The sequence below is a fragment of the Amycolatopsis xylanica genome (assembly GCF_900107045.1).
GTDB classification, from domain to species: Bacteria; Actinomycetota; Actinomycetes; order Mycobacteriales; family Pseudonocardiaceae; genus Amycolatopsis; species Amycolatopsis xylanica.
Map to the genome: position 1 here is coordinate 1,080,930 of NZ_FNON01000003.1, position 12,660 is coordinate 1,093,589.

A 12,660-nucleotide genomic window follows, 5' to 3' on the forward strand; every position below is an offset into this window, starting at 1 on the left:
GCCCTTGATCACGCCTTGTGCGGACTGCTCGATCACCAATCCGCCGATGATCTGCGCAACGGCGTAGACGGCAAGAATCCGGTCGATCTCGACGACGTGGACCTGATGGCGATCAACCCCTTGCCGCCTTACGTCTGGTATCAGGACATGGCGGACTTCGCGGAAGGTCTCAGCGACGAACGCGCGAATCGTCGCGCGGTGCAGTGGCTTGCCGACAACGGTCTTGTCGACCGTGACACAGCTGACCTCTTCGTCGCTGAGCACCCGGATCCCGCCCCTGCCCTGAGCAAGATCCGTTTCACGTACCGAAACACTAAAGGCGGGGCGGACGATGTGAACCGCCCGCCCCGCACTGCAGGTTCCTACTGGGACAAGGCGCCGAGCAGGCGCAGGTGATCGTCCGTGAGATCGATCGCCTGCGCGGCGACGTTCTCCGCGAGGTGCGCGAGCGACTTGGTGCCGGGGATCGGCAGCATCACCGGCGAACGCAGCAGCAGCCAGGCCAGCGCGACCTGTGCCTGGGTCGCGCCGAGCTCACCGGCGATGGTCGCGAGTACGCCGTCGCCCGCGGTGTGCGCGCCCTTGCCGATCGGCAGGAACGGGACGAAGGCGATGCCTTCCTGCTCGCAGAAGTCGAGCACCGCCTCGGACTTGCGGTCAGTGAGGTGGTACCGGTTCTGGACGCTGGCGATCGGGGTGATGTCGCGCGACTCCTTGATCTGCTCGACGGTCACCTCGGACAAGCCGATGTGACGGATCTTGCCCGCCTCGCGCAGCTCGGCGAGTGCGCCGAGCTGGTCGGCCAATGGCACCGCCGGGTCGATCCGGTGCAGGTAAAGGAGATCGACGGTCTCCAGGCGCAGCCTGCGCAGGCTCAGCTCGACCTGCTGGCGGAGGTATTCCGGGCGCCCCAGCGGAATCCACTCGGTGGGGCTGGGGTGGGTCATGCCCACCTTGGTCGCGACGACCAGGCCCTCCGGGTACGGGTGCAGCGCGTCGGCGAGCACGCCTTCGGCCACCGCGGGGCCGTAGCAGTCCGCGGTGTCGAAGAAGTTCACGCCCAGTTCGACCGCGCGGTGGACGACCGCGGCCGCGCCTGCCGGGTCTTCCGGCGGGCCCCACGAGTTCGGGCCTGCCAGCCAGCGGTTGCCGAACCCGATCCGGCGCACCGGAAGGTCTCCGCCGAGCGCGAAAGTCTCGACACTATCCGTCATCACGATTCTCCCAGTTGATCTTTGATTTTGCCGTTCACGACCGGACTTGATGGGTCACCTGCGGTTCGGTCACCGGCCAGCGGAGGACGCCGAGCACGCTGCAGCACAGCAATGCCGCCCCGAGGCCACCGAAAGCCCAGCCATAGCCCCACAGCCCCGCGAGCCAGCCCGCCACCACCGAGCCCGCGGACTGGACGCCGTAGAGCACCACCACGTACAGGCCGACCGCGCGTGCCCGCATGTCGATCGGCACGTGCACCTGGATCAGGCCGTTGTTGATCGTCACCGCGACCGCGTACACCGCGCCGTAGACGGCCAGCGGGACCGCCATCTGCGGGACCGTCGTCAGTGCGGGCAGCACCGCCGTGCACGCGGCGGTGATCACGCCCGCTCCGAGCAGGATCCAGTTGTCCTCGTACCGGCGGCGCAGCCTCGGGTACAGCAGCGCCATGGCGATCGCGCCGACACCCGCCGAGGCCGAGGCGAAGCCCATCTGGCTTTCCGAAAGCCCTCGCTCGCGCATGACGTAGACCGGAAGCATGCTCCAGATCGTCTGCCCGACGAAGAAGTACAGGAAGCCACGGATGAGCACGGCGCGGAACAGCACCGATTCCCGGACGAGCGCGATCGTCTGCCGGAACGCGTCGGGAACCGTCAGGGTGGCCCCCGCGGACCGGTCGGTCGAGCGATGACCGAAGAAATAAGCGAGCAGCCCGACGAAGGACAGCGCGTTGAGCAGATAGACCGGCGCCCCGCCGAAACCGCTGTAGACGAAGCCCGCGATCGCCGGGCCCATGGTGCGCGCGAGGTTGTAGGAAAGGCTGTTCAGGCTCGCGCCGTCCTTCACCAGTTCCCTCGGCAGTGCCGCGGAGACCTCGGCGTTCCACGCGGGGTAGGTGACCGCCCAGCTGGTGTTGATCGCGAAGGTGAGCCCGAGCAGCCAGCCGACCGTCAGGCCGCCGGTCAGATCCAGCGCCAGGAAACCGGCGGCGGCGAGGATGCTCACCGCGCTGGACCAGAACAGGATGAAACCGCGCCCGAACCGATCGGCGAACAACCCGGCGGGGAAGGAGAAGAAGAAGATCGGCACCATGGTCGTCGCGTAGAGCAACGAGTTCACCAGTGGCGACGGGCTCAAGGTGGCGAGCGCCGCCGCGGCCGCCATGTTGTGCATCCAGGTGCCGAAGTTCCGGCCCAGCCCGATCAGCCACAACGCCCGGTACCCGCGATAGGCGAGCGGCCCCCGCCCTTGCCCAGCCGAGTTGTGGTCCACTGTCAGTCCTGCTCCCATTCGGTGTTGTCGTGGAACCAGGCGATCGCCTCGATGAGGCGGTCTTCGATCTCCCGGTCGTCCTTGCCGGTGACGAGGATCGTCGCGACCTCGGCATTGGTGTAGGCCATCGCCTCGTACCGTTTTCCGACGGGCCCGCAGCGGAAGCTGTACACCCAGTCGAACGGCAGCGCCTCAGGCGCCTTGACCAGGACGCCCGGTTTCGGCGAGATCAGCACGTGGCCGGCGAGGCGCTGCTGCAGCTGCTCGCCTGGCGGCCAGGACGGCGGCTCGAACCCGCAGTAGGAACGGACGGCGGCCATCTTGAAGTTCACCCCGAAGCTCGCCAGGTTCTCCTCGAACACCGACGCGCCGGCCAGCCGGGCGGCGGCCTCGCCGAGTACGAGCTCACCGTTGGGCCGCCGGAACACCTCGACGTGGAACATGCCGTCCTCGCCGAGCGGCAGCACGTTCTCGAGGATGTTCCTGGTGAACGCCACCAGCTCCTTGGCCAGTTCGCTCTTGGCGTCCAGCAGCGCGTTGATCAGGTGACCGCCTGCCAGGAATTCCAGGTGGGTGCCGATGAACCGGCCCGCGCTGATGAACTGGCACTTGCCGCGCGCGTAGAAACCGTCGATCCGGTACTGCTTGCCGTGGATGAACTCCTCGACGATCAGGTCGGGCAACCGGTCGGTCGCCGACAGCACGCCGTTCTCCAGGTGCTCGTCGAGCTCGGCGGGCGAGTCGATCACGAAGGTGTGCGCGGACCCGCGGCCGTCGATCGGCTTCAGGACGATCGGATAGCCGGCCTCGGCGGCGAAATCGACGACCTCGAGCGCGTTCGTGACCCGCTTCCACTTGGCGACCGGGACGCCGGCCGCCGATGCCTTCTCCTTCATCAGGATCTTGTCGCGCAGGTAAACCGCGTCCTGCGGCAGCAAACCGGGCAGGTTGTGACGCTCACGCAGCAGGGCCGCGCGCAGCACATCGATCTCGGCCATCGGCACGACAGCCTCGATGGTGTGCTCGGCGAACAGCTCGTCGGCCGTCTTCAGCACCAGGTCGTTGGCCGCGTACGAACGGAACGCGATGATCTTCTGGAAGCTCTTGCCGTAGTTCTCGTCCAGCCACTCCGGCGAGTGGTCCTGGTCGAACCCGGTGAGCAGGATCGTGTCCCCGCCGGTCGCTTCGAGCCATTCCTCCGGTGTGTTGCGAAGGATGACCTTCAGTGGCGAGAGAATGAGACGCGTCATCGATTTCCTCCAGTGTCAGCTGACGGCTTGGGCGAGTTGCGGTTCGGTCAACGCGGCCACGATCTGCTCCGCGATCAGTTCGGCCTGCCGTCCGACGACGTCGATCGCGCTCGTCACGTAGTGGGCTCCGCAGGTGAGTGCGCCGAGCGCGTACAGCCCGTCCTGGACTTCCCCGTCCGCGGCCAGCACCCGGCCGGTCCGTGGTTCGAGTCGCAGTCCGCCGAACAGGTCACGGGCGGCGATGCCGTCGCCGAGCAGCTGATCGGTCAGCCTCGACGCTCCCTTGTGGACGGTCCTGGCCGCACCGGTGCAGTTGACGATCCAGTCGAACCGCTCACCACCCGACTCGGCGGCCACCTCGAAACCCTGACGGGCCGCGCGGATGTCGTGCACGCCGGCGACCAGGCCGATCGCGCCGGACTTGATCGCGGCGTCGAGCGCGCGGGCACTGACCACCGGGATCGGCACCCGGCGGGCCATCCACCCGCTGTGCAGGTTCCGCAGGAACCAGTGCCGATGCGTGGCCGGCAATGCTTGCCAGCACACGGAAATCACCTCGTTGGTCGAGGCCAGCACCGATTGCCACGCGACCGGCTCGTGCGAGCGGGCGAGGTCTTCTTCGAGCCGCCGGTGCGACTGCGCCGCCGTAAGTCCCGATGTCAGCCCGATGTCCGAGAACCGGGCGCCGGCGAGCCGCAGCTCTCCTGACAGTTCGCGCAAAACGCTGCGCAGGCCGAAGTCCGCGCCCTCCCGCGCCCGCACTCGGCGCATGGCGTGCGGGGTGAACGCCTGCAGTTCCCATGCCGGGTTGTCGCCTCGCACCGACGGCAGCATCCCGCCGCGTGACAGCAGCGAAATCGGCCCGGTGTGCCCGCGGGAGAGCAGGTGCAACGCGGTGTCGATGCCACTGAGGCGGCTGCCGAGCACGCCGACTCGCGCGCCGTCCGGAATCGCCTCGAACTCCGCGCCGAACGGCGGCGCCTGCGGCACATACCCCGGCGCGCCCGTCAGCGCGTACTGATCATGGCTGCCCGGCGCGCCCATGGCGAGCACGACCGCTCCGGCCGAAACCGGCCCCGACCCGGCGGTGTCCACCCGGTACCCGCCGGACGGGCCAGCCTGGACACCGATCGCCTCGTCGCGGACCACGTCGACCACGACGCCGATCCGCCTGGCCCGCCGGATCGACTCGCGCAGCATCGCCGCGAGGTACTCGCCGAAGGTGCGGCGCGGCAGGAATTCCTTCTCCGCCAGCGCCTGCCGTACCGCGCCGGGCCTCGCCACCCAGCGGGCGAACCGGCCGTCCCCGGCCAGGTCCATCCGCCCGGTCGAGCGGTTGAGCAGCGCTTCGCCGTTGCCGGGCCCGTACGCCGTCCCAGTACCGAAGGTCGCGTCGGGATTGATGACGGTGATGCGCTTTCCCGTCACGTCGGCACCATTTCTCTCCAGCTCGTCGATAATACGGCTGAACAGAAAAGTGCCCCCAGCACCGGCGCCGATCAATGCGAAATCAGTCACCAACGCCCCCAAGTTGAAAAACAATTTACCGCGAACGAACCATTTCCCGCCTGCTCCCGATTCAAGTCTCACAGAGCAGGCCGTTCAGCTCAAGCAACTATTACTCGACCCGTCTGTTTAGAATGTCTACGTGATCGATCTTCTCCAGTTGCGCGCTTTGCACGCGGTGGCGGCCAGCGGGTCCGTGCGGGCCGCGGCGGACGCGCTCCACGTGACCACCTCGGCGCTGTCGCAGCGCCTGGGCAAGCTGGAGCGGACCGTGGGCCAGCCGCTGCTCGAACGCCACGGCCGCGGGGTCAAGCTCACCGACGCGGCGCATCTGCTGGTCGACTACGCGAACCGGATCTTCTCGCTGGTCGAAGAGGCCGAAGCACGGGTCGAGGCGCATCGGGGCGCGGTCGCCGGGCGCGTGACGATCGCGGCGTTCCCGACCGCCGCGCGCGGCCTGCTGGTGCCGACGCTCTCCCGGCTCCGGCCCGATCACCCCGCGCTCACCGTGACCCTGCGCGAGCAGGAGCCGCACGAGTCGATCCCGCTGGTCGCCCGCGGCGATCTCGACCTCGCGGTGGTACAGGACTGGTACAACGCACCGCTGGCCATTCCCGACGGTTTGCACCGGTCGCCGCTGCTCGACGATCTCACTGATGTGGCCCTTCCGGAAAATCATCGATTCGCGGACCGGGAATTCGTCAATCTCGAAGAGCTTTCGCATGAAACCTGGGTCACCTGGCCGCCCGGATCGGGTTGTCACGAATGGCTCGTCAGCACCCTGCGCCTGCTGGGCGCCGAACCCGACATCGCGCACACCGCGGGCGAATACCCCACTCAATTCGGGCTCGTCGCCGCCGGTTTCGGCGCGGCGATCATCCCGAGGCTCGGCAGGGACCACCTGCCGGACGGGGTGCGGATCGTGCCGGTCCAGCCGGTGCTGAGCAGGCATGTCTACGCGGTGTCGCGGGCCGAGTCGGCCAAACGGCCCGCGGTCCGTGCGGTCATCGAAGCCATGCAGGCGGTCGCGCGCGACGAACTGCGCGCGACCGCTTGACTCACGCACTCAGCCGCGCGAACTGCTCGTCGGTGAGCTTGATGTCCGCGGCCGCGACGTTCTCCTCGAGATGCGCGACAGAGCGGGTGCCCGGGATGGGCGCGACGACCGGTGAGCGGTGCAGCAGCCAGGCCAGCGAGACCTGCACCGGGGTGGCGCCGATCTCCGCGGCCACCTCGCCGAGCGCGCCACCCGGCTCGGCGTGCGCGCCGGAGGCGATCGGGAGCCACGGCACGAACACCAGGCCCTCGCGCTCGCAGTAGTCGAGGACGTCCTCGTCGTCACGCTGGGTCAGGTTGTAGAGGTTCTGCACGCCCACCACGTCGATGGTCGCCCTGGCCTCCTCGAGCTCGGCCACCGAGACCTGGGACAGGCCGATGTGGCCGATCTTGCCCTCGTCCTGCAGCTGCCGCAGCGCGCCGAACTGGTCGGCCGCGGGCACCCGCGGATCGATGCGGTGCAGCCAGAACAGGTCGATGCGCTCCAGCCGCAGGCGGCGCAGGCTCAGTTCCGCCTGCTGGCGCAGGTACTCCGGGCGGCCGAGCGGGGTGTACACCGACCGCGACGGCCTGGCCTGCCCCGCCTTGGTGCCGATCACCAGGCCTGCCGGGTACGGGTGCAGCGCCTCGGCGAGCAGCTCCTCGCCGACCGCGGGCCCGTAGGAATCGGCGGTGTCGATGAAGTCGACCCCGAGCTCCACCGCCCGGCGCGCCACCGCGAGTGCCGAGGGCACGTCGGCGGGCGGTCCCCATTCATCGGGTCCGGTCATGTGCATCGCGCCGAAACCGAGCCGCCGCACGGTGAGTTCGCCGCCGATGGTGATCGTGGCCGGGCTGTTCATCCGGTTGTCTCCAAGCTTGCTGGTTCGCCGATGGTCAGTACGAGCTTCCCCGCCGACCGGCGCCGTTCGAGGTCCCGGTGCGCGTTCGCGGCTTCCGCCAGCGGATAGGCCGCGCCGATGTGCGCCCGCAGCCTGCCCGCGCCGATCAGGTCGAACACGGCGTTCGCGCGCGTGGCGAGTTCGCCGCCCGCGATGTGATGCTCGAGGTTGGGCCGGGTCAGGAAAACCGATCCCGCGTGGTTGAGCCGCTGCGGGTCCACCGGCGGCACCGGCCCGCCGGACTGGCCGAACAGCGCGAACACGCCTCTCGGGCGCAGCGCGGCGAGGCTCGCCTCGAAGGTCGGCGCGCCGACGCCGTCGTACACGGCGGCCACCCCGTCGCCCGAGGTCAGCCCGGCCACCGCCGCCGCCAGGCCGTCGTACCCGACGACAACCTCGTCGGCGCCGGCCGCCCGCGCGAGCTTTTCCTTGTCCGGTGTGGAAACCGTGCCGATGACATGGCCGCCGAGCAACCGGGCCCACTGGGTCAGCAGCAACCCGACCCCGCCCGCCGCGGCGTGCACGACGACGGTGTCACCCGGCCGCACGCGGTAGGTGTCGTGCAGCAGATAGTGCGCGGTCATGCCCTGCAGCAGCACCGCCGCCGCGGTCTCGGCGCCGACCCCGGCGGGGAGCCGGACCAGCCGATGAGCGGGCACCGCGACACGTTCGGCGTAGGCGCCGGGGAGGTTCGCCCACGCGACCCGGTCGCCGATCCCGATGCCGTCGACACCGTCGCCGAGCTCGCGCACCATGCCCGCGCCCTCCTGCCCCGGCACATAAGGCAACGGCACCGGGTAGCGGCCCGACCGGAAGTACACGTCGACGAAGTTGACCCCGGCCGCCTCGACCTCGACGACGACCTCGCCAGGCTCCGGGCGGGGATCCGGCATCTCACGCGCCTCGAGCACTTCGGGGCCGCCCGTCCGCCCGACCACGACGGCGCGCATCAGAACGCGACCTCGGTGAGCCAGTCCGGGTGCCCGCCGGTTCCCCGCACGACCTCCTGGTAGCGAGCGGCCAGCGCGGTGGCCACCGGTCCGGGTGAGCCGTCGCCGACGATCAGCCCGTCCACCTTCGTCACCGGCAGGATCTCCCACGCTGTGCCCATGAAGAACAACTCGTCGGCCAGGTACAGCTCACTGCGGTCGACCTCGCGCTCGGCCACCGGGACGCCCAGCTCGCCCAGCAGGGTCAGCGCGGTGTCCCTGGTGATGCTCTCCAGCACGCCGCTGCTGATCGACGGGGTGATGACCTGGCCGTCGCGCACCAGCGCGACACAGGCGCCGGGTCCTTCGCTGACCTGATGGCGGGCGTTGAGCATGATCGGCCAGTCGTGCCCGTTCTCCCTCGCCTCCATCAGCGCGAGCCTTCCGTTGTGGTAGTTGGAGAACGCCTTGACCCTCGGCGGCGTCGAGGCGTCGCTGATCCGCAGCCACGAACTCACCGCCGCGGTGACACCTCGGGTCCCGGACAGCCCGCTACGGAACCGCCAGCTGTCGATCACCACCTCGCAGTCCGCGCCGGCGGGCACCATCTGCTCGCGGATGAGGCCACGCGGGAACGCCCAGGGCCGCAGGTACGCGTCTTCGGTGTATTCGTTGGCCCGCAGCAATTCGAGCACCGCCGTGCGCAGCCGGTCCACGTCGAACGGCAGGTTCAGGCGGCAGATCCTCGCCGACTGGTACAGCCTGCGCAGGTGCTCGTCGAGCCGGAAGACCAGCAGCCGCTCACCGTCGGCGGCGCGATAGGCCTTGGCTCCTTCGAACACCGCGGCGACGGACGCGTGGCCTACCGCGTTGACGTGGATCGTCGCGTCCCGCCAGCCGGTCAGCTCGCCGTTCCGCCAGATCCATTGTGGATGGTCGGTGGCGGGCGCGGCCAGTGCGTTCATCGGCTCCAGCGCCGTCATCGGGCCATCACCGGGTCCAGCTCGAAGCAGGCCAGCGAGTCGAGTACCCGGTCCGCGCCGGTGAAGTCCGGGTCCACGGCGACCGAGCTCGGCACCGCCACGCAGCGCAGGCCCGCGGCGAGTGCCGCGCGCAGTCCGGTCGACGAGTCCTCGAAAGCGAGCGCGTCGGACACCACCACGCCGAGGGTGCGCAACGCCAGCAGGTACCCGTCTGGATCGGGCTTGCGCTTGGGCACCTGATCGCCGGTGATCACGGCGGCCAGGTGGTCGCGGACGCCGAGCCTCGCCAGATGCCCCAGCACCCACGCACTGTCCGAACTGGACACCACGGCCGCGGCGATTCCCCGTTCGGCGGCGGAATCGAGCAATGTCCGCACACCGGGGCGCAGTGGCTCGAGGTCGGCGAGCGCCTGCTTCCGGTCCCGCCGCCTGGCGATCACCTCGTCGGCGACAGGCCGCCCGAGCTTGCCGGCCAGGTACGCGGCCGCGTACCGCTCACCGGTGGCGTGGCCGGTCATCGACGCCCAGACCGCCGGTTCGAACTCGAGCCCGAACGAGTCGTAGACCTCCTGCCAGGAAAGGAAGGCCGCGCGCTCGGTGTCGCAGACCAGGCCGTCGAAGTCGAGCAGGATCGCTCGCGTCGCCATCTCAGTGCCCTTCACTCGTCGCCGCGCCCACGCGCCCGCGATCGGGTCGGCCGACCGGGCCGATGACCCGGTCGAGGTAGTCGTTGGTGAACCGCCCGTCAGGATCGACCTGCGCGCGAATCCGCTGGAACGTCGACCATTCCGGGTACCGCGGCGCGAGCACCTCGGCGGTGGCCGTGTGCGCCTTGCCCCAGTGCGGGCGCGCGCCGTGCTCACGCAGGACGTGCTCGACGATGCGCAGCAGCTCGAGATAGGCCGCGGTCCGCGGCACCGTCAGGTTGATGTATCCGGTCGCCCTGCCGTACGCGGGCGAGAGCGGCGCGTCGTCACCGCCGCCGACCCGCACCAGCACCGAGTACGGCGAGTAACGCCCTCCGCCGCGCAGCGCGCCGCGCAGGTGCCGGATGGCCGCGGGTACCTGCTCCAGCGACAGCGCGTGCTCCAATGCCAGGAACCGCACCGGCTGGGGGAAGGTGAACACCTGGTGGCTGCGGCCGACGTACTCGACCGGCTCACCGCCCCCGTCCGACGGCCGGTTCGCCCAGGGAACGATTCCCGGCGCCACCTGACCGGCCAGCCCCAGCAGCCCGCAGCGGACCTCGTCGAGCGTGGTGCGGTAGCCGCGGGCCGAGGCGCCCGGCGACACCGGCGCGTCGGTGCGCCACTGCTCCCTGATGCCCGCCCGGTCCGTCCACGGCAGCCAGGACAGGCTGGCGTGGTCCGCGCCGGCGGCCCAGTCGACGAACCGCTCGAGCACCGCGTCCAGTGGCTCGGCACTCTCCCGCACCCGCAGGTTGAACGCCGGGACGCAGCGGAAGGTCACCGCCGTGATGACGCCGAGCGCGCCGAGCCCGGTGCGCGCGCAGCGGAACAGCTCCGGGGCAGTGTCCCGGTCCAGCTCCCTGACCTGCCCGTCCGCGGTGACCAGCCGGAGCGCGAGCACGTCGCCCGACAGCGGCGGATGCGCGATCCCGCTGCCGTGGTTGCCGGTGGACACCGCGCCTGCGACGGTCTGCTCGCCGAGGGTGCCCACGTTCGGCAAGGCCAGGCCTGCCGCGTCGAGCGCCCGGCACAACCCTCCGAGCCGGGTGCCCGCCCGGACGGTGACCGTGTGCCGTTCGCGGTCGATGCCGAGCACCCCGGCGTACCGGGTGAGATCGAGCAGCAGGCCGTTGGTGGTGACCAGCCGGTTGAACGAATGCCCGGTGCCCGCCACCCTGACCGGGAGATCCTGCCGCGCCGCCAGCGCGACCGCCCGCACGATCTGTTCCTCGTCCGACGGCCGGACGAGGCGCGCCGGTTCGCATCGGGCGGTCGCCGACCAGTTACGCCATACCGCGCTCATCGGGCCGCTTCCACCGCGGGAGCGGGCAGGGTCGCCACGAACCGGCCGACCGCGTCGCTCCAGTGGGGCATCGTGAATCCGAGCTCGGCCAGCAAGCTGTTGTCCAGCGCCGAATTGGCCGGCCGCGCGCCGACGAATCCGCTGCCGTCCATCCGCACCGGGCGCAGGCTCGCGGCCGAGGGCTCGAGCAACGACATCAGCCGCATGCCGACCTCGTGCCAGCTCGCGATCCCGGTGTTGACGATGTTGAGCGTGCCGGTGACCGGCTCGGCCCGCCGCAGCACGAACACCAGCGCGGCTGCCAGGTCCGCGGTGTAGGTGGGGCAGCTGACCTGGTCGGCGATCAGCGAAACCGGTTCGCCTCGGCGGATCCGCTCGACCGTGGCGAGCACGTGGTCGAGTTTCGGGTCGGCGCCACCGAACAGCCACGACGTCCGCACGCTGAGGCCGCCCGGCACTTCCCCGGTGATCCGCTCGCCCGCGAGCTTCGTCAGCCCGTACACGCTCAGCGGCGACGGCACCTCGGCTTCGCGGTAGCCGCCCGCGGGCACCTCGCTGCCGTCGAAGACGTAGTCGCTGGAGATGTAGACCAGCCGGGCGCCGACGAGCTTGCACGCCCGCGCCACGTTGGCGGTGCCGGTGATGTTGACCCGCACCGCCATGCCGGGGTCCAGTTCGCAGTCGTCGACGATCGCGTGCGCGGCGGAATGCACGACCAGGTCGGGCTCGAACGCCGTGATCTCGCGGCGCACCGCCTCGGCGTCGGCGATGTCGAAGTCCGCCTTGCTCACCCCGCGCACCGGCCACCCCGCCGTGGCGGGCGCGGCGGCCAGTGCGGAGGTGAGCGCGGTGCCGAGCATCCCGTCGGCGCCGGTGAGGAAGATCCGCATCACAGGTGACCGAATTCGGCGAGCAGCTCGGCCAGCGTGGCGCCGGAGTTGATCTTGTCGCGGACCAGCTTCTCCTTGCCGATCTGCATGCGCGTGCCGTCCAGCACGTCCTGCGCCTCGAGGCTGGGCACCACCGCGATGCCGTTCTCGTCGGCCACCACGATGTCGCCGGGGTTGATGATCTGGCCGTCCACCACGACCGGGACGTTGAACTGCACCGGCTCGGTGCGGTCGTGGACCTGGCTGGGCGAAGGCCGCGGGACCGTGCTGCGGTACCAGATCGGGAAGTCGAGGTCGCGGATCTCGTCGACGTCGCGGATGGCGCCGTCGACGATGGCGCCCGCGAGCTCGGCCTTCAGCGAGAGGGTCGACATCAGCCCGCCCCACATGGCGGTGCGGCGGGTCTCGTGGCAGGCGATGACCATGACGTCGCCGGGCTGGACCTTGGTCAGCATCGGCATGCAGTCGACCAGGTCGTCGATCGAGAGCGCCACGGTGACCGCGGGGCCCGCGATCTTGTGGTGGGGCTTGACCGGGAGCAGCCCGCCGATCCCGCCGACCCGCTTGCGCGCGTCGGTGACCAGGCAGCTCGGGCTGTACTCGTCGAGCACCGCGACGAACTGCTCGACCAGTTCCTTCGGCGGCCGGGTCACGTCGTTGTACAGGGTCTTCACCGGTGTTCTCCA

13 protein-coding genes are annotated in these 12,660 nt (G+C 70.1%); 2 read left to right on the forward strand and 11 right to left on the reverse strand.

The window, feature by feature from the left end:
- Positions 1-15 precede the first annotated feature (15 nt).
- Positions 16-396: a hypothetical protein gene (locus BLV57_RS43955; RefSeq protein WP_245757378.1), complete on the forward strand. Its 381-nt coding sequence runs from the start codon at positions 16-18 to the stop codon at positions 394-396.
- Here the strand turns inward: BLV57_RS43955 and BLV57_RS18680 are convergent.
- The 4 genes from BLV57_RS18680 to BLV57_RS18695 are packed head-to-tail and all read right to left on the reverse strand — an operon-like array spanning position 363 to position 5,327.
- Positions 363-1,214 (reverse strand): aldo/keto reductase, encoded by an 852-nt coding sequence (locus BLV57_RS18680; protein WP_091290247.1) that lies wholly within the window; start codon positions 1,212-1,214, stop codon positions 363-365. The genes BLV57_RS43955 and BLV57_RS18680 overlap by 34 nt on opposite strands.
- Positions 1,215-1,248: 34 nt before the next feature.
- On the reverse strand, positions 1,249-2,505 hold the full coding sequence (locus BLV57_RS18685; protein WP_091290249.1) for an MFS transporter: 1,257 nt from the start codon (positions 2,503-2,505) through the stop codon (positions 1,249-1,251).
- A complete protein-coding gene (locus tag BLV57_RS18690) occupies positions 2,490-3,737 on the reverse strand; it encodes an ATP-grasp domain-containing protein (protein ID WP_091290250.1) in 1,248 nt (415 codons plus the stop codon). Before BLV57_RS18690 ends, BLV57_RS18685 begins: the two co-directional genes overlap by 16 nt.
- 15 nt (positions 3,738-3,752) lie before the next feature.
- A complete protein-coding gene (locus BLV57_RS18695) occupies positions 3,753-5,327 on the reverse strand; it encodes an FAD/NAD(P)-binding protein (protein WP_091290252.1) in 1,575 nt (524 codons plus the stop codon).
- Between the two features lie 58 nt (positions 5,328-5,385).
- Here BLV57_RS18695 and BLV57_RS18700 point away from each other — a divergent pair, with 58 nt between their 5' ends.
- Positions 5,386-6,300 (forward strand): LysR family transcriptional regulator, encoded by a 915-nt coding sequence (locus BLV57_RS18700; RefSeq protein WP_091290254.1) that lies wholly within the window; start codon positions 5,386-5,388, stop codon positions 6,298-6,300.
- Between the two features lies 1 nt (position 6,301).
- Here the strand turns inward: BLV57_RS18700 and BLV57_RS18705 are convergent, their stop codons facing one another.
- From BLV57_RS18705 to BLV57_RS18735, 7 genes are read right to left on the reverse strand one after another with little or no spacing between them, the layout of a single operon-like run.
- Positions 6,302-7,141: an aldo/keto reductase gene (locus tag BLV57_RS18705; RefSeq protein ID WP_091290255.1), complete on the reverse strand. Its 840-nt coding sequence runs from the start codon at positions 7,139-7,141 to the stop codon at positions 6,302-6,304.
- Positions 7,138-8,130, reverse strand: coding sequence for a quinone oxidoreductase family protein (locus BLV57_RS18710; protein WP_091290257.1), 993 nt, complete (start codon positions 8,128-8,130; stop codon positions 7,138-7,140). The genes BLV57_RS18705 and BLV57_RS18710 overlap by 4 nt, the downstream gene beginning before the upstream one ends.
- Positions 8,130-9,092 (reverse strand): branched-chain-amino-acid transaminase, encoded by a 963-nt coding sequence (gene ilvE / locus BLV57_RS18715; RefSeq protein WP_091290258.1) that lies wholly within the window; start codon positions 9,090-9,092, stop codon positions 8,130-8,132. Before ilvE ends, BLV57_RS18710 begins: the two co-directional genes overlap by 1 nt.
- A complete protein-coding gene (locus BLV57_RS18720; RefSeq protein ID WP_091290260.1) occupies positions 9,089-9,739 on the reverse strand; it encodes an HAD family hydrolase in 651 nt (216 codons plus the stop codon). The genes ilvE and BLV57_RS18720 overlap by 4 nt, the downstream gene beginning before the upstream one ends.
- Before the next feature lies 1 nt (position 9,740).
- A complete protein-coding gene (locus BLV57_RS18725; protein ID WP_091290261.1) occupies positions 9,741-11,084 on the reverse strand; it encodes a D-arabinono-1,4-lactone oxidase in 1,344 nt (447 codons plus the stop codon).
- Positions 11,081-11,974: a dTDP-4-dehydrorhamnose reductase gene (gene rfbD, locus BLV57_RS18730; RefSeq protein ID WP_091290263.1), complete on the reverse strand. Its 894-nt coding sequence runs from the start codon at positions 11,972-11,974 to the stop codon at positions 11,081-11,083. The genes BLV57_RS18725 and rfbD overlap by 4 nt, the downstream gene beginning before the upstream one ends.
- Entirely contained in the window at positions 11,974-12,648 is a 675-nt protein-coding gene (locus tag BLV57_RS18735) for an RraA family protein (protein WP_245757379.1), read from the reverse strand. The genes rfbD and BLV57_RS18735 overlap by 1 nt, the downstream gene beginning before the upstream one ends.
- Between the last annotated feature and the right edge of the window lie 12 nt (positions 12,649-12,660).